Origin of the sequence: Mesorhizobium sp. M7A.F.Ca.US.005.03.1.1 (genome assembly GCF_003997975.1) — a bacterium.
In the GTDB taxonomy this organism is placed as follows: domain Bacteria; phylum Pseudomonadota; class Alphaproteobacteria; order Rhizobiales; family Rhizobiaceae; genus Mesorhizobium; species Mesorhizobium ciceri.
In genome coordinates, this window is the sequence record NZ_RZRO01000012.1 from 66,020 (window position 1) to 83,052 (window position 17,033).

17 protein-coding genes are annotated in these 17,033 nt (G+C 63.8%); 10 read left to right on the forward strand and 7 right to left on the reverse strand.

All coding sequences use genetic code 11. The annotated features are described in order from the left end of the window. Window positions 1-31: 31 nt before the first annotated feature. Window positions 32-394, reverse strand: coding sequence for a nuclear transport factor 2 family protein (locus EN990_RS08340; protein WP_013528288.1), 363 nt, complete (start codon window positions 392-394; stop codon window positions 32-34). 112 nt (window positions 395-506) lie between these two features. On the opposite strand from EN990_RS08340, the gene xylA reads away from it, so the two are divergent. The 3 genes from xylA (at window position 507) to EN990_RS08355 (ending at window position 3,015) form a co-directional block, all read left to right on the forward strand. Further along, complete coding sequence (xylA, locus tag EN990_RS08345; protein ID WP_024501968.1) at window positions 507-1,832, forward strand: xylose isomerase; 1,326 nt, start codon at window positions 507-509, stop codon at window positions 1,830-1,832. 236 nt (window positions 1,833-2,068) lie between these two features. Further along, window positions 2,069-2,545, forward strand: a complete 477-nt coding sequence (locus EN990_RS08350) for an N-acetyltransferase (RefSeq protein WP_013528290.1) — start codon at window positions 2,069-2,071, stop codon at window positions 2,543-2,545. 260 nt (window positions 2,546-2,805) lie between these two features. Continuing rightward, the gene (locus tag EN990_RS08355) at window positions 2,806-3,015 is read left to right on the forward strand and encodes a hypothetical protein (protein ID WP_013528291.1); all 210 of its coding nucleotides are present in this window, start codon (window positions 2,806-2,808) and stop codon (window positions 3,013-3,015) included. 11 nt (window positions 3,016-3,026) lie between these two features. Here EN990_RS08355 and EN990_RS08360 read toward each other — a convergent pair whose 3' ends face one another. Beyond that, window positions 3,027-4,007 carry a GlxA family transcriptional regulator gene (locus EN990_RS08360; RefSeq protein WP_127368671.1) on the reverse strand — a complete coding sequence of 327 codons (981 nt, stop codon included), beginning with the start codon at window positions 4,005-4,007 and terminating at the stop codon, window positions 3,027-3,029. A 77-nt stretch (window positions 4,008-4,084) separates the two neighbouring features. Here EN990_RS08360 and EN990_RS08365 point away from each other — a divergent pair, with 77 nt between their 5' ends. From EN990_RS08365 to EN990_RS08395, 7 genes are all read left to right on the forward strand, one after another. Then, window positions 4,085-5,002, forward strand: coding sequence for a 3-keto-5-aminohexanoate cleavage protein (locus EN990_RS08365; protein WP_013528293.1), 918 nt, complete (start codon window positions 4,085-4,087; stop codon window positions 5,000-5,002). A gap of 22 nt (window positions 5,003-5,024) precedes the next feature. Next, complete coding sequence (locus EN990_RS08370) at window positions 5,025-5,654, forward strand: HD domain-containing protein (RefSeq protein ID WP_127368670.1); 630 nt, start codon at window positions 5,025-5,027, stop codon at window positions 5,652-5,654. Further along, on the forward strand, window positions 5,651-6,754 hold the full coding sequence (locus EN990_RS08375) for a carnitine 3-dehydrogenase (RefSeq protein WP_024501970.1): 1,104 nt from the start codon (window positions 5,651-5,653) through the stop codon (window positions 6,752-6,754). The genes EN990_RS08370 and EN990_RS08375 overlap by 4 nt, the downstream gene beginning before the upstream one ends. 4 nt (window positions 6,755-6,758) lie before the next feature. Then, the gene (locus tag EN990_RS08380; protein ID WP_013528296.1) at window positions 6,759-7,922 is read left to right on the forward strand and encodes an acyl-CoA dehydrogenase; all 1,164 of its coding nucleotides are present in this window, start codon (window positions 6,759-6,761) and stop codon (window positions 7,920-7,922) included. Between the two features lie 3 nt (window positions 7,923-7,925). Further along, window positions 7,926-10,004 (forward strand): acetate--CoA ligase family protein, encoded by a 2,079-nt coding sequence (locus EN990_RS08385; protein ID WP_127368935.1) that lies wholly within the window; start codon window positions 7,926-7,928, stop codon window positions 10,002-10,004. Further along, window positions 9,997-10,779 carry a carnitinyl-CoA dehydratase gene (locus EN990_RS08390; protein ID WP_013528298.1) on the forward strand — a complete coding sequence of 261 codons (783 nt, stop codon included), beginning with the start codon at window positions 9,997-9,999 and terminating at the stop codon, window positions 10,777-10,779. The genes EN990_RS08385 and EN990_RS08390 overlap by 8 nt, the downstream gene beginning before the upstream one ends. A gap of 217 nt (window positions 10,780-10,996) precedes the next feature. After that, window positions 10,997-11,932, forward strand: coding sequence for an alpha/beta hydrolase (locus tag EN990_RS08395; protein WP_127368934.1), 936 nt, complete (start codon window positions 10,997-10,999; stop codon window positions 11,930-11,932). A gap of 35 nt (window positions 11,933-11,967) precedes the next feature. Here EN990_RS08395 and EN990_RS08400 read toward each other — a convergent pair whose 3' ends face one another. The 5 genes from EN990_RS08400 to EN990_RS08420 form a co-directional block, all read right to left on the reverse strand. Next, a complete protein-coding gene (locus tag EN990_RS08400; RefSeq protein ID WP_027161012.1) occupies window positions 11,968-13,626 on the reverse strand; it encodes an FAD-binding dehydrogenase in 1,659 nt (552 codons plus the stop codon). 41 nt (window positions 13,627-13,667) lie between these two features. Then, the gene (locus EN990_RS08405; protein WP_127385133.1) at window positions 13,668-14,654 is read right to left on the reverse strand and encodes a Gfo/Idh/MocA family oxidoreductase; all 987 of its coding nucleotides are present in this window, start codon (window positions 14,652-14,654) and stop codon (window positions 13,668-13,670) included. Between the two features lie 68 nt (window positions 14,655-14,722). Beyond that, complete coding sequence (locus tag EN990_RS08410) at window positions 14,723-15,298, reverse strand: YceI family protein (protein ID WP_013528302.1); 576 nt, start codon at window positions 15,296-15,298, stop codon at window positions 14,723-14,725. A 69-nt stretch (window positions 15,299-15,367) separates the two neighbouring features. Further along, window positions 15,368-15,940, reverse strand: coding sequence for a cytochrome b (locus EN990_RS08415; protein ID WP_013528303.1), 573 nt, complete (start codon window positions 15,938-15,940; stop codon window positions 15,368-15,370). Window positions 15,941-16,113: 173 nt separating this feature from the next. After that, entirely contained in the window at window positions 16,114-17,004 is an 891-nt protein-coding gene (locus EN990_RS08420; RefSeq protein ID WP_013528304.1) for a LysR family transcriptional regulator, read from the reverse strand. Window positions 17,005-17,033 lie beyond the last annotated feature (29 nt).

Sequence of the window (17,033 nt, forward strand, 5' to 3'; positions counted from 1 at the left end):
CGGTCTTTCGCCCACGCCGCGGCTGTCCGGCTCACTGCGCCGGCACCTTGTCGAGAAAACCGGTGACGCTCTTGAGGCGGCCGTTCTCGATGATTCCGATGTCGGTACCTTCGATCACCGAAGGCGTCCCCTCAGGTCCGAGATTCCACGAGAAGCGGATCTTGTCGGCAAAACCGTCCGGCGTACCCTTCAGCGAGAACCGGAAACCGGCAAAGCGCTGCTGCACGCCGTCGATCAGAGCCGCGACGCCTTCATGGCCATCACCCTGCATGAGCGGATCGCGGTAGCTGACGTCTTCCGTGAAGGTCGCCTTGAGCAATTCGGCCCGGCGGCCGGCATCGCTTTCGTTCCAGGCGGTGATGTAGTTTTTAGCGATCTTGGTGAGGTCGGTCATGGTCTGTCTCCTTCGTTTGGTGGCTTTGACATGACCCTTTTCAACCAGCGCCGGCGTGAAACCAATTACGCCTGAGGTAATGGCGTCAGAACTTTGTGAGAGGACAGAAATCATGAGCAGTGGATTTTTCGGCGACATCCAGAAGATCAAATATGAAGGGCCGGATTCGACCAATCCGCTGGCCTATAGGTTCTACAATCCCGATGAGGTCGTCGCCGGCAAGCGGCTGGAAGATCATCTGCGCTTCGCCGTTGCCTACTGGCACTCCTTTGCCTGGCCGGGTGGCGATCCGTTCGGCGGCCAGACTTTCGACCGGCCGTGGTTTCCCAAGGCCGGCGGCACCGACACGATGGAGCTGGCAAAACTGAAAGCAGACGTCGCCTTCGAGATGTTCTCGTTGCTCGGCGCGCCCTACTTCTGCTTCCACGACGCCGATGTACGGCCGGAAGGCAAGGATTTTTCCGAGAGTGCGGCGCGCCTCGATGAGATCGCCGACTACTTCGCGGGCAAGATGAAGCAGACCGGCGTCAAGCTGCTTTGGGGCACCGCCAATCTGTTCTCCAACCGCCGCTTCATGTCGGGCGCGGCCACCAATCCCGATCCGGATGTCTTTGCCTACGCGGCGGCGACGGTAAAAAGCTGTATCGACGTCACCAAGCGGCTGAAGGGCGAAAACTACGTGCTGTGGGGCGGGCGCGAAGGCTATGAGACCCTGCTCAACACCGACCTTGCGCGCGAGCAGGAACAGGCCGGCCGGTTCCTCAGCATGGTCGTCGACTACAAGCACAAGATCGGCTTCAAGGGCACGATCCTGATCGAGCCGAAGCCGCAGGAGCCAACCAAGCATCAGTACGATTACGATGTCGCCACGGTCTACGGCTTCCTCAAGCGCTTCGGGCTGGAGAAGGAGGTCAAGGTCAATATCGAGCAGGGCCACGCCATCCTGGCCGGCCATTCTTTCGAGCACGAACTGGCTCTGGCCAATGCGCTCGGCATTTTCGGTTCGATCGATATGAATCGCAACGACTACCAGTCGGGCTGGGACACCGACCAGTTCCCCAACAACGTGCCGGAAATGGCACTGGCCTACTACCAAGTCCTGCAGGCTGGCGGCTTCAAGACCGGCGGCACCAATTTCGACGCCAAGCTGCGCCGCCAGTCGCTCGATCCGCAGGACCTGCTGATCGGCCATATCGGCGGCATGGACTCTTGCGCTCGCGGCCTGAAAGCTGCGGCGCGCATGGTCGAGGACAAGGCACTGTCGGCGCCGCTGGCCGAACGCTATGCCGGCTGGAACACGGCCGAGGGCAAGGCGATGCTTGCCGGCAAGCGCACGCTTGAGGATATCGCCGAGCGTGTCGTCAAGAAGAAGATCGAGCCGCAGCCGAGGTCCGGCCGCCAGGAACTGCTGGAAAACATCGTCAACCGCTACGTGTAGGGCGAGCGCCGCTTCATCTTTGGACCGACATCCGGCGCCACTGGCTGAAAGCCGCCGCCATCGCCATCTGCTAGTCAGCCCACTTCGCGACAAGCTGCCGAGGATCGCACAGATCTTCGGCAGCCTGCGTGAGACCAGGACGCTACACGTGTCACCGAAAGAGGACCCGTGCGGCGGCATGTCGTCGTCCCAAATCGCTGTGCACTTTGGGCGACATGCATTGGCAGGAGACGGAAATGGCAGAGGATCGAATCATTGTGCGCCCGGCGCAGGCGAGCGATATTCCGGCGCTGAAGCAGGTGCTGCAGGAAACCTTCGAAGGCACCTGGCTGCCGAACATCACCGAAGCAGCCGCGCAACGCTATGTCGAGACGGATATTGGCGGGCGCTATGTCGACCAGAGCTGGCCTGAATTCGCCGTTGCCGAGATCGATGGCGAGGTCGCCGGCTTGATCCATTGGCGCGCGGATTTCATCGAGGCCCTGCACGTGATGGCATCCCGTCAAGGCCAAGGTGTCGGCCGCAAGCTGCTTTCCCATGCCGAACAGGCGGTCAGTGCGGCCGGATTGGCGCAGGCGCGGCTGGAGACCGACACGTTCAACCTGCCCGCACAAGCACTCTACAAAGCGGTCGGCTATATCGAGAAAAGCCGCTATCCCGATGACGAATGGGACAGTGGCTTCACCACGGTGCTGTTCGAAAAGCGGCTTTGAGCAATTCCAGGAAAAGTGGGTAACGGTTTCCCCGGGAAAAGCGTACAGCGCTTTGCCTTGGGAATTGCGCAATCCAACAATAGATTTCTCGTTGACCTGACCTGCCTGGGCGCAGGAACAGCTTTGCGCATGGCCCGGTCCAGCGACATGGTTTTGCCCTTCGACGCCCTTCAATAACCTCGCTCTTGCCTTCAAACTGCCGTCACGAATCTCGTATAAGAGTGGCTCGTGGCGGGAGAGGAAGAAGGAGGCGAACCGATATGCAGAACGAACGTGAAATCGACGCCCTGCTCTCACCTGGCGAGGCTGGATCGATCATCGACCGGCTGATGGCAATGCCGCATCCGAAGGACGGCACGCGCCGCTCGAACGAATGGGATCGCGCTGTGGCCAGCCGTTTCGAGACCCATCTTGCCAAGCAAATGCGCTCGCAGATCGACGGCGGCAGCGACCGTCAGAACGCTGCCTGATTCTATCATAGTCAGCCCCGGCGCAGCCTGACCGGCGCTTCGCCGAAAGCCCTTGAAAACGCTCTTGAAAACCCCGCGGCGGATGAGAATCCGGTCCGCCCGGCAATATCGGCCATGGCGATCCTTGTATCGACTACCAGCCGGCGCGCGGCGCCCAGGCGCAGCCTGAGATAATAGGCGCCCGGTGTCTCGCCGATCGATTTGCGAAAGATGCTCTCCAGCGTCCGTGCCGTCACGCCGGCGCGCTTGGCCACCGCTTCAATGGTCAGCGGCTGGTCGACATGCGCTTCCATCAGCCGGATCGCTTGCGCCAGCCGCGGATCGTAGCCATCGAGCCGGCCGAGCGAGACCAGCGGCTGTGCGTCGGTGGCGGCGCGCGCCTGGTCGTAGATGAAGACGCTGGCGACATCGAGCGCGACGGCCATGCCGAGCCTCGTGCGGATGAGATGCAGCATCAGGTCGAAGGTCGGCGACGCGCCGCCCGAGGTGAACACCGGCCCGTCGATGACATAACGGTCCGGACGCACGTCGACGCCGGGAAAGGCCGAGGAAAAATCCTCCATGTCTTCCCAGTGGGTGGTGGCGCTGCGTCCTTCCAGCAGGCCGGCGCGCGCCACCAGCCAGGTGCCGGCTTCGACACCGCCGCAAGCGCGTGCTGTCCGTGCAGCCCGGCGCAGGCCGGACAACAGAGCCGAGGTTGCATAGTTCTGGGTGCCGAAGCCGGCGACGACGACAAGAACGTCGGTCGACTCGCCCGCATCGAAGCGGCCGCCGACCGCCACCGGCAGGCCGCAAGTGGTGACTGGAGCCTCGCCGGTCACCGAGACCAGCTTGAAATCGAACAGGGTCTCGCCGGAGATGCGGTTGGCCGCGCGCAGTGGATCGACGGCGGATGCGACGCACATGATCGACGAACCGGAAAATACCAGCAGCGTCACCCTAAGCGGCGAGCGCTCGGCGCGAAAGATCGTTGGTTTTTCGCTTTTCGTCATGGAAGCTTCGTAAAACGCAAAACAGTTTCCGGCAAGTCGGGCATTGTTGAGGTCTATTTCTTTCGGAGGAGAGTTCCATGCCGCTTGCGATGAACCGTGAGGTCTTCATTACCTGTGCCGTGACCGGGTCCGGCGGGTCGCAGGACCGCAGCCCGCATGTGCCGCGCTCGCCCAAGCAGATCGCGGATTCCGCCATCGATGCGGCCAAGGCGGGCGCCGCCATCGTGCATTGCCATGTGCGCGATCCCGAGACCGGTAGGCCGAGGCGCGACGTACATCTCTACCGCGAAGTGACCGAGCGCATCCGCGCGGCAGAAGTCGACGTCATCCTGAACCTGACCGCCGGCATGGGCGGCGACATGGTGTTCGGATCGCCGGAAGCGCCGCTGCCGCTCAACGAAAAAGGCACCGACATGGGCGGTGCCACCAACCGCATGGAACATGTGCGCCAATGCCTGCCGGAAATCTGCACACTCGACTGCGGCACCATGAATTTCGCCGAGGCCGACTATGTCATGACCAACACGCCCGGCATGCTGCGCGCCATGGGCGGCATGATGACGGCGCTCGGCGTCAAGCCGGAGATCGAGGCTTTCGACACCGGCCATCTGTGGTTCGCCAAGCAACTGGTCGAGGAAAAGGTGCTCAACCCGGATGCGCTGGTGCAGCTTTGCATGGGCGTGCCGTGGGGTGCGCCTGATGATCTCAACACCTTCATGGCCATGGTCAACAATGTGCCGTCGACCTGGAACTGGTCGGCCTTCGCCATCGGCCGCAACCAGATGGCTTATGCCGCGGCGGCGGTGCTGGCCGGCGGCAATGTCCGCGTCGGGCTGGAGGACAATCTGTGGCTCGACAAGGGCGTGCTGGCCACCAACGCACAGCTGGTCGAGCGCGCCGCCAGCATCGTCACCAATCTCGGCGCCAGAATCCTTGGGCCGGAAGAGGTACGGCAGAAGCTCAACCTCACCAAGCGGGCGCCGATCGCGGCATAAATTATTCGTCGGGAGGGTCGGCATGACTACCGTAAAATTCACCGCGATGAAGGATGGCGACCGGGACGACTACGAGTTCCTGACCGCGCATGAAATCGACTATGCGGCCAGGACCGGCGAGCGGCTGCTCGACGCGCTGGTGCAGCTCGACGCGGGTCTTTCCGGCTACAAGATCACCCGGCTCGGCCATTCGCTGCAGGCAGCGACACGTGCCTGGCGCGACGGCGCAGACACCGACTGGATCGCTTGCGCGCTGCTGCACGACATCGGCGACATCTATGCGCCTTACAATCACGACGAATATGCCGCTTCGATCCTGAAACCTTTCGTGCGCGAGCAGTGCACTTGGGTGGTGGAAAAGCATGGCGACTTCCAGCGGCTCTATTATGCCCATCATCTCGGCGGCAACCGCCACGCCCGCGACCGCTTTGCCGGCCATGCTTATTTCGACGATTGCGACGAGTTTTGCGAACGCTGGGACCAGTCTAGCTTCGACCCCGACTATGACACGCTGTCGATGGAATTCTTCCGGCCCTTCGTGCTCGAAGTCTTTGCCCGCAAGGCCTACGATCCCTCGGTGATCCGAGCCGGCGAGCGCGTACCCCTCATCGATCCCGCAACCGCCGCGACAAGAACCGGAGCTTCAGCATGAGCATCATCAACAAGGCAGCCGCCATCGGTGGCGGTGTGATCGGCGCCGGTTGGGTGGCGCGCCTGCTGCTCAACGGCATCGACGTGTCGATCTTCGATCCCGATCCCGAGGCGTCGCGCAAGGTCGGCGAAGTGATGAAGGGCGCGCGCCGCGCCTATAAGCAGATGGTGCCCGGCGGCCTGCCGAAAGAGGGCAAGCTGACCTTCGCCAAGACCATCGCCGAAGCGGTCGCCGATGCCGATTTCATCCAGGAGAGCGTGCCGGAGCGGCTCGACCTGAAACACCGCGTGCTGGCCGAGATCGACGCTCACGCGCCGGCCAACGCGATTGTCGGCTCCTCGACTTCCGGCATCAAGCCGACCGACATGCAGGTGGCGATGAAGAAGCATCCGGAGCGGCTGGTCGTCGGCCATCCGTTCAACCCGGTCTATCTCCTGCCGCTGGTGGAGATCGTCGGTGGCGAGCAGACCTTCCCCGAGGCGATCGAGGTCGCCAAGGAGATGTATGCCTCGATCGGCATGAAGCCTGTCGTCATCCGCAAGGAGATCGAGGCCTTCGTCGGTGACCGCCTGCTCGAAGCGGCATGGCGCGAGGCGCTGTGGCTGATCAAGGACGGCATCTGCACGGTCGAGGAACTCGACGACATCATGCGCTACGGCTTCGGCCTGCGCTGGGCGCAGATGGGCATGTTCCAGGTCTATCGCGTCGCCGGCGGCGAGGCCGGCATGCGCCACTTCATGGCGCAGTTCGGGCCGTGCCTGAAATGGCCATGGACCAAGCTGATGGACGTGCCTGAGTTCAACGACGAACTGGTCGACCTGATCGCCACGCAGTCGGACGAACAGGCGCATGGGCTGTCGATCCGCGAGCTGGAAAAGATCCGCGACGACAATCTGGTCGCCATCATGGATGCGCTGTCGAAACAAAACAAAGGCAAGGGCTGGGGCGCCGGCGCGCTGCATAAGGACTATACCAGGCAGCTGGCCAAGCTGGCGGCGAAGAAGCCCATGGCCTCCAAGGCGGCCGAGAAGGCCAAAGCCTTGAAACCGGTCAAGAAAGCCGAAAAGCCGAAGAAAAAGACCGGCAAGAAGAAAGGCTGAGAGCATGGATTTCGGGCTGTCGGAGGAACAGAAGCTCATCGTCGAGACGACGCGCGCGTTCGTCGAGAACGAGCTTTACCCGCATGAGCGCGAGGTCGAGCGCACCGGCGTGCTGCGCCGCGACCTGATCGAAGAGATCAAGGTAAAGGCGATCGAGGCCGGGCTCTATGCCGCCAACATGCCGGCCGATGTCGGCGGTGCCGGCCTCGATACGGTGACCTGGCTGCTCTACGAGAAGGAACTCGGCCGGGCCAATTACGCGCTGCACTGGACCTGCGTGGCGCGTCCCTCCAACATCCTCCTGGCCGGCACACCCGAACAGCGCGAGAAATATCTGTTCCCCTGCATCCGTGGCGAGAAATGGGACTGCCTGGCCATGACCGAGCCGGGCGCCGGCTCCGATTTGCGCGGCATGAAGGCAACCGCCGTTCAGGACGGCGACGACTGGGTGCTGAACGGCACCAAGCATTTTATCTCCCACGCCGACCTCGCCGACTTCGCCATCGTTTTCATGGCCTCAGGCGAAGAGGATTCGCCGCGCGGCAAACGCAAGAAGATCACCGCCTTCTTCGTCGACAAGGGCACCAAAGGCTTCACCGTCCGTGACGGTTACCGCAACGTCTCGCATCGCGGCTACACCAACGCCATCCTCGAATTCGACGATTGCCGGCTACCCGGAGCCCAAGTGTTGGGCGAAGTCCACAAGGGGTTCGACGTCGCCAATTCCTGGCTCGGCGCCACCCGGCTGCAGGTCGGCGCCACCTGCCTCGGCCGCGCCGAGCGTGCGCTTGGCCATGCCGTCGAATACGCCGCGCAGCGCCAGCAGTTCGGCCAGCAGATCGGCAAGTTCCAGGGCGTATCGTTCAAGCTTGCCGACATGGCGACCGAATTGAAGGCCGCCGACCTGATGGTGTTCGAAGCCGGCTGGAAGTACGATCAGGGCACCGTCACCGACCAGGACATGGCCATGGCCAAGCTGAAAGCCACCGAAATGCTCGCATACGTCGCCGATGAAGCGATCCAGATCCATGGCGGCATGGGGCTGATGGACGATCTGCCGCTGGAGCGCATCTGGCGCGACGCGCGCGTCGAGCGCATCTGGGAAGGCACATCCGAGATCCAGCGCCACATCATTTCAAGGGCGCTGCTGCGCCCGTTCGGGGCATAACATATGCATAAACTGGAGCGTCTCCTGCGGCCTAAATCGATCGCCGTCTTCGGCGGCGCGCAGGCCGCAGCCGTCGTCGCGCAATCGATCAAGATGGGTTTTGCCGGCGAGATCTGGCCGGTGCATCCGACCAAGGACGAGGTTGCCGGTCGCAAGGCCTATCGTTCGGTGGCTGACCTGCCCGGCGCGCCGGATGCTGCCTTTGTCGGCGTCAACCGGCATTTGACCATCGAGGTGATCAAGGCGCTGGCCGAACGCGGCGCCGGCGGCGCCGTCTGCTTTGCCGCCGGCTTCCTCGAAACCGAGGCCTATGACGATGATGGCGAGCGGCTGCAGGCCGAGCTGGTCGCGGCGGCCGGCCAGATGCCGATCATCGGGCCGAATTGCTACGGCCTGATCAATTATGCCGACGGCGCGCTGCTGTGGCCCGACCAGCATGGCGGCATAAGACTGGCCGAGGGCGGCAAGGGCGTCGCCATCATCACCCAGTCCTCCAACATCGCCATCAACATGACCATGCAGAAGCGCGGCCTGCCGATCGCCTTCCTGATGACCGCCGGCAACCAGGCGCAGACCGGCCTGTCCGAAATGGCGCTCGGCCTGATCGAGGATGAGCGGGTCACGTCGCTCGGCCTGCACATCGAAGCCTTCGATTCGGTAGCCGGCTTCGAACGGCTGGCGGCACGAGCCCGCGAGCTGAAGAAGCCGATCATCGCCATGAAGGTCGGCCGTTCCGAACAGGCCAGGCAAGCGACTGTCTCGCATACCGCGTCGCTCGCCGGCTCGGACGCGGCCTCGGGTGCGTTCCTGCGGCGGCTCGGCATTGCGCGTGTCGATTCAATCCCCGCCTTCATCGAGGCGCTGAAGCTGCTGCACATCACCGGACCTTTGCCCGGCTATAGGCTGTCGTCGATGAGCTGCTCCGGCGGCGAGGCCTCCGTCATGGCCGACAGCGCCGAAGGCCGCTGGGTCAATTTCCCTGTGCTGACCGACAGCCACCGCGCCCATGTCAAATCGACGCTCGGGCCGCTGGTCGCGGTCGCCAATCCCTTGGACTATCACACCTTCATCTGGAACAACGAGCCGGCGATGACCGCCACCTTCACCGCCATGGTGTCGGGCGGTTTCGACCTCAACATGCTGGTGCTCGATTTTCCGCGACCCGACCGCTGCTCGGTCACCGACTGGTGGGCGACGTTGCGCGCTTTCGAATCGGCGCTCAAGACCAACAAGGCGCATGGTGCGATCGTCTCCTCGCTGCCGGAGAACCTGCCGGAGGAATACACTGCCGAACTGATGGCGCGCGGCATGGTGCCGTTGTTCGGCATTTCGGAAGCGATGGATGCAGCCGGCGCAGCAGCCTTCATCGGCTGGGCTTGGGCTGAACCGCAGGCGCAGCCGATCGACACGTCGGCCTCCGGTGCCCCCGGGGGCGACCACGTCACGCCCGACGAAGCCGAGGCGAAGTCACGGCTGATCAAAGCCGGCCTGCCGGTGCCGAAGGGCGAGCGCGCCGCCAATGCCGTCGAGGCGGTGATTTCGTCCATGGCGCTCGGTTTTCCCGTCGCGTTGAAGGCGCTCGGCGTCACCCACAAATCCGAAGTTGGCGCTGTCAGGCTCAATCTCAGGGATGCCGAATCCGTCAGCACCGCAGCGCATGACCTGTTGCCGCTCGGCACCGGGCTCTATGTCGAGCGCATGGTGCGCGACGGTGTTGCCGAACTCATCGTCGGCTTCACCCGCGATCCGATGTTCGGCGCGGTGATGACGCTCGGCACTGGTGGCGTGCTGGTCGAGCTGTTGCGCGACAGCGTCACGCTGATGCTGCCGGCGACCCTCGACGATATCGAGGCGGCGCTGCGCGGCCTGAAACTGTTCCCGTTGCTCGAAGGCTATCGCGGCCGGCCTAAGGCCGATGTCGCGGCTGCCATCGATGCTATCTCTGGCATTGCCGCCTTCGTGCAGCAGAATGCCGGTGAGATCGAAGAACTCGACATCAACCCGCTGATCGTCTGTGCAGAGGGCAAGGGCGCCTGGATCGCCGACGCGCTGCTGGTGCTGGGAGAGAACAAGAATGTCTGACGTCATTTCGACCCGCCGCGAGGGCACCATCCTCGAAGTCACCCTCGACCGGCCCAAGGCCAACGCCATCGACCTGAAGACCTCGCGGCTGATGGGCGAGACCTTCAAGGCGTTCCGAGACGATCCGGAATTGCGCGTCGCCATCGTCAAGACCGCTGGCGACAAGTTCTTCTGCGCGGGCTGGGACCTCAAAGCAGCTGCCGGCGGCGATGCGGTCGACGGCGACTATGGCGTCGGCGGCTTTGCCGGCCTGCAGGAGCTGCGCGACCTCAACAAGCCGATCATCGCGTGCGTCAACGGCATGGCGGTCGGCGGCGGCTTCGAGCTGGCGCTGTCCTGCGACCTCATCTACGCCTCCGATCATTCCTCCTTCGCGCTGCCCGAGATCCGAGCCGGCACGCTGGCCGACGCGGCGACGATCAAGCTGCCGAAGCGCATCCCCTACCATGTCGCCATGGACCTTCTGCTCACCGGCCGCTGGATGGATGTCGCTGAAGCGCATCGCTGGGGCTTGGTCAACGAAGTGCTGCCCAAGGAAAAGCTGGAAGATCGCGTCTGGGAGATCGCCCGGCTGCTCGCAGGCGGCCCACCGCTGGTGTTTGCCGCGATCAAGGAGACGGCGCGCGTGGCCGAGGCGCTGACCTTCCAGGACGCCATGAACAAGGTGACCCGCCGGCAATTGCCGACGGTCGATGCGCTCTATGGCTCCGAGGACAATATGGAGGGTTTTCGGGCTTTTGCGGAGAAGCGTGAGCCGGTGTGGAAGGGGAAGTAAGGATTGTTGCCGAAATGACGGCGCTCACCCCCCTCTGTCCTGCCGGACATCTCCCCCTCAAGGGGGGAGATTGGCAGCTTCGATTTCTGCACTCTTCTTGCGACGCCGAAGGTTGGCGAAAGCCTTCGCAACATCCGATCTCCCCCCTTGAGGGGGAGATGTCCGGCAGGACAGAAGGGGGCGCCCAGGCTCAGCCTTGGCCGCCTTTCCAGCACCCATGACCGACAAAACCCTCATCGATGCCGAGACCTGGGCCTTCATCGAGCGCACCAATTCCTACTATCCGCCCGATACGATCGGCTACACGATCGCGCAGCAGCGCGAGATCTACGACCGCATGTGCCGGGAATTCTTTGCCGGCTATCCCGAGGGCGTCGCTGTCGAAACCTCCGCCATTGCAACGCCGACGCACGATATCCCGATCCGTATCTACCGAAGCCCACTCCAGGCAGGCGTGACGGTGCTCTATGTCCACGGCGGCGGCTTCATCCTTGGTGGGCTGGACAGCCATGACGATGTTTGCGCGGAGCTGTGCTCGCGCACAGGCTATGAGGTGGTCTCCGTAGATTACCGGCTGGCGCCGGAACATTTGCATCCAGCCGCCTTCGACGATGCCATGAGCGCCTTCGAATGGGCCGCCGCCAATCGCGATCATCCTATCGTGCTCTGCGGCGACAGCGCCGGCGGCAATCTCTGCGCCGCCGTCAGTCACGCCACGCGCGGCCATTCGAAAAGGCCGGTCGGCCAGGTGCTGATCTATCCCGGCCTCGGCGGAGACCGCTCGAAAGGCTCCTATGTCAAGCACGCCGAAGCGCCGATGCTGACCGTGCGCGATCTCGAATTCTACAAGCACATTCGCACTGGAGGGCAAAACCGTAGCGGCGATGCGACGCTGGCCCCGCTTGCCGACACCGATTTCTCCAACTTGCCGCCGACAGTGCTGATCACCGCCGAATGCGACCCGCTGTCATCGGATGGCGAGACCTATCGCGACCTGATCATCACGGCAGGTGGCCACGCGACGTGGTTCGAGGAGCCGGGATTGGTTCACGGCTATCTCAGAGCCCGGCACACGGTTGGCCGCGCCCGCACCAGCTTCACCCGGATCGTCGATGCGGTGACCGCGCTTGGACGGGGCGGCTGGCGCTGGTGATCGCGGCCAAACTCTGAGGACCAAGTGGCGCCCCTTCACGCCACCGAGGCAGCCGCTGCCCGGCCGGCGCTGCGGCCGGAAAAGATGCAGCCGCCGAGGAAGGTGCCTTCGAGCGCCGCATAGCCATGCACGCCGCCGCCGCCGAAACCGGCGGCTTCGCCGACGGCATAGAGCCCGGCGACCGGCTGCCCATCTGCCCCCAGCACGCGGCTGTCGAGATCGGTCTGCAGGCCGCCCAGCGTCTTGCGGGTCAAGATGTTGAGCCGCACCGCGATCAGCGGGCCATTTGCCGGATCGAGCATCTTGTGCGGCTTGGCCGTGCGGATCAGCCGGTCGCCGAGATAGGCGCGGGCGCCACGCAGAGCGGTGATCTGCATATCCTTGGAGAAAGGGTTATCGAGCTGCCTATCGCGGGCGCGGATCTCGCGCTCGACTTGAGCCACCTCAAGCAGCGCCTCGCCGCCGGCCAGCGCGTTCATGCGCGCGACCAGCGCCGGCAAATCGGCCTCGACGATGAAGTCCTCGCCCTTTTCCATGAACGCCTTGACGGGGCCCGGAATGCCCGATGTGGCGCGGCCGAGCACCTGGCGCCAGCTCTTGCCGGTCAGATCGGGGTTCTGCTCGGAGCCCGACAGCGCGAACTCCTTCTGGATGATCTTCTTGGTCAGGATGAACCAGGAATAGTCGAAGCCGGTGCTCATGATGTGGGAGAGCGTGCCCAGAGTGTCGAAGCCGGGATAGAGCGGCACCGGCAGGCGCTTGCCGCGCGCATCGAGCCACAGCGATGATGGGCCGGGCAGGATGCGTATCGCATGGTCGGTCCAGATCGGCGCCCAGTTCTTGATGCCCTCGACATAGTGCCACATGCGGTCGCGGTTGATGATCGAACCGCCGGCCTGTTCCGTGATCGCCAGCATGCGGCCGTCGACGTGGTCGGGCACGCCGGTGATCATGCGCTTGGGCGCCGCGCCCAGCCGCTGCGGCCAGTTTTCCCGCACAAGCTGATGGTTGGCGCCGATGCCGCCGGAAGCGACGATCACGGCTTGCGCGCGAAGCTCGAAATCTCCTGATATTTCGCGCGAACTCTTGTGGCCGCGCTCGGCGGTACTCGGTTGCAGGATGTCGCCGCGCACCCCGTCGACAGTCGCACCCGTGCGGGTCAATTCATCGACCCGATGGCGGAATTTGAAACTGATCAGTCCGCGCTTCTGCGCCTCGCGCACGCGCTGTACGAAGGGTTCGAGAACGCCGGGGCCCGTGCCCCAGGTGATGTGGAAGCGCGGCACCGAATTGCCGTGGCCGATGGCATTGCCGCCGCCACGCTCGGCCCAGCCGACCACGGGAAAGAATTTCAGGCCGCGCTGTATCAGCCAGGAGCGTTTTTCGCCGGCGGCAAAGCCGACATAGGCTTCCGCCCATTTGCGCGGCCAGAAATCCTCGGGCCGATCGAAAGCCGCGGTGCCCAGCCAGTCTTCCAGCGCCAGGTCATGCGAATCGCGGATGCGCATGCGCCGCTGCTCGGGCGAATCGACGAGGAAAAGGCCGCCGAACGACCAGAATGCCTGGCCGCCGAGCGACTGCTCCGGCTCCTGGTCGACGATGATGATTTTCTTGCCGGCCTCGGCGAGCTCGGCGGCGGCAACCAGCCCTGCAAGGCCGGCGCCGACAATGATCACGTCCGCATCGTCAGCCATTTTTCCTCCCAGAATTAGCCGGCTATTTCAATGCAAGGAATTCAGACGGTCTCCCAGCCTTCTTTGCCGCCGGCGCGGAAGATGGCGTCGATGACTTTCTGATTGAGCACCGATTCCTCCAGCGTGAAGACGCGCTCCTTGCCGCCCTGTGCCGCGCGCGCGAAGGTCTCGACCTCCAGCCGGTACTGCTGCGTGCCGGGAAAGCGAAAAACCTGCGCCTCGGTGTGGTTCTGGTTGTGCAGTTCGACGCGGTGGTGGTCGTAGAGCCCGGCATTGAAAGGCGAGAACAACTCGATGAAACCCTTCTCGCCGTGGAACACCATCACCTGGCGCGCCGCCATCTGAGTCGACAGATAGAACGACAGCTCGAAGTCACCGAAATCGGCACGGATCGAGGAGTAGATGTCGGTGCCGAATGTCTTGTCGCGCTCGATCGTTGCCTGCACGCGCAGCGGCTCCTTGCTGGTGGAAAAGCGCGTCGACACGGTCGGGTAAACGCCGATGTCGGGCAGCGCGCCGCCGCCGAGGTCGAGCTGGTTGCGCATGTTGCTGGGGTCGACGTTGTAGTAGGAGAACGCGCCCTGCACATGGCGCAGCCGGCCGATGGCGCCGCTGGCGATGAGCTCGCGCACCTTGATCCATTGCGGGTGGTAGATGACCATGAAGGCTTCGCAGACCAGCACCCTTTTCTGGTCGCGCAGCTTGATCAGCGGCAGGATGTCCTTGGCGTCGAGCGCCAGCGGCTTTTCGACCAGCACATGCTTGCCGGCTTCGATGGCCTTGGCCGCCCACTCGACATGCTGCGAGGTCGGCAGCGGGATGTAGACGCCGTCGACCTCGTTGGAGGCAAGCAGTTCCTCATAGGAGCCGAAGGCATGGCGCGCACCGAAGCGATCGGCCAGCGCCTTGGCCTTCGACAGATCGCGGCTGGCGATCGCCGACAGCACGCTATTCTCCGCCTCGACCATCGCCGGCAACAAATGCTCGCGGCCGATCTTGGCCGTCGACAACACACCCCATCGGAACATCAGGCATCTCCATCACGATTACAGGCGACGAGGTTTGCCCGAAATCGCCGGAAAAGCCAATGACGAGGTCAGCCCCTTTTGCCGGTCAGCGTCATGTCGAAGTCGACGATGTTGGAATAGATCGGCGTGCCGACATCCATGCCGTAGCGCGACCTCAGCACCTTGCCGGTGACATGGAATTTGATCATGCCGGCCTTGAGACCGCCGAGCTCGGCCGTGAATTTTTCCGGGAACGTCTTGCCGCGCGCCGTCAGCCGGCCGCTGACGAGAGCCGTGGTGTCGCTGGTTCGGGTCACGCTGGTAGAGCGGAACTGGATTTCCGGGCTGTTGGCGGCATCAAACACCGCGTCGGAGCGCAGGAAGGCATCGATACGGCCCTGGCCGGTGCCGACGCTTTCGGGAAAAATGGTGAAATTGACAGCTGAGCGCCCGACATCGCTGTTGTCGATGCGGATCGAGCCCTTGAAGCGGGCGAAGGTGCCATTGAGGCCGCCGCCGCCGACCTTGCCGATGGAGAAGCGGATGCTGGAGCTGGCCGGGCTGATCGAATAGCTGCCGGCGGCGTCACCCAGCGCGACGGCCGCAGAAACAGGCATGGCAAGGCAAGCGGCGACCGCCGCAAATCCGAGGATGCGCGTGTACATGGGGATGTTCCTTGTTGGAGGCAGCGCATTTCTTGCGCCCTCACTCCATGAACGAATGAACCGCTCGCTCTATTCCGAATCTGACGAAGGCGTGACCATGCGCGTGAGCACGCCATCCCTGAGCTGGAAATGATGCCGCAGCGCCGCCGCGACGTGGAGAGCCACAAGCGTCATGCCGGCATAGGCGAGATACCAATGTGCAGCCGCCCAGAAGCTCTCGGCACCATCCGATTCGGCCAGCGGCAGGTTCGGCATGACGAACAGGTTGAACGGCAGGCTGGGGATCTCCAGCATCGAGACCGACACCAGCGCCCAGCCGGACAAGGGCAAGGCAAGCTGAAACGCGTAGAGCGCAAGATGGGCCAACGGTGCTGCCCGACGCTCCAGGGTTCCGACCGAGCGCGGCAGCGCCGGCGTTGCATTGCCAAGACGCCAGGCGATGCGCAGCAACACAAGCCCGAGCAGCAGGAAGCCGAAGGATTTGTGCAGTTGGATCAGCTCGAAGGCGGTGCGCTGGCTGGTCAACCGCACCATGACGAAGCCGAGCCCGAACTGGCCGATGAAAATGAGCGCAATCAGCCAGTGGAGAAGGATCGCGCCCCAGCCATAGCGGGTGGCGCTGTTGGTGATCGATGTTTGCATGGGGAGTGAACGAATGTTGGTTCGGCTTTCTTCCAGCGCGCTTCACCCTCCCCCTTGTGGGGAGGGTCGCGCAGCAAATGCCGCGAAGCGGATTTTGCGAAGCGGGGTGGGGGTCTCGTAGGGCGCTACCCACCCCGTCCCTCAGCCGACCTACCGGGGCGAGCGAGCCCGCTCTATCCACTCACCTTGAAGAAATCGACAAACGCCCTGAGCGCCGGGCGCATCTGCCGGCGGCTCGGATAATAGACGAAGAAGCCGTCGAAGGAGGGGCACCAGTCCTCCAGCACACGGATCAGCCTGCCGTCGGCGAGCGGCGCGCGGACATAATCCTCAAAGACGAAGGCGAGCCCAGCGCCGTCGACCGCCGCCTGGGCGATCAAATGGTCCTCGTCGAGGATCAGCGGTCCCTCCACCGCCATCTCGATCGCCTCGCGGCCTCTCTCGAACTCCCAGCGGTAGAGGATGCCGCTGGAGAAGCGGAAGCGGATGCAGCGGTGGTCAGCCAGGTCGCGCGGGTGACGCGGCTTGGGGTTGACCTCGAAATAGACCGGGGCGCCGACCACCGCGCCGCGAAGGTCCGGCCCGATGCGCACCGCGATCATGTCGCGCTGCAGGCTCTCGCCTAGCCTGACGCCAGCATCGAAGCCCCCTTCCACCACGTCGGTGAAACGGTCCTCGATGACGATCTCCAGCACGATATCGGGATAGGCCGACGCAAAGGCGCCCAGCCGTGGCGTCAGCGCCAAATGGGCTGCGGTGCGCGGCACGGTCAGGCGCAGATTGCCGGCCGGCCGGTCGCGTGTCTCGATTGCCGTCTCCAGCGCCAGATCGATCTCCGACAGCGCCGGTCGCAGCCGTTCCAGCAACTGCGCACCTTCTTCGGTCGGCGCGACGCTGCGTGTGCTGCGCGCCAGCAGCCGAACGCCAAGCCGCGCCTCTAGGCTGGACACCGCATGGCTGACCGCCGAAGGCGCGATGGCCAATTCCCTGGCCGCGCCGCGAAAGCTGCCGCATTGGGCAACGGTTGCCAGCACGGCCAGTTGGGAAAGATGCGCGCGATTCATTGATCTATCTTTTAGAACAGCCCGTGCAA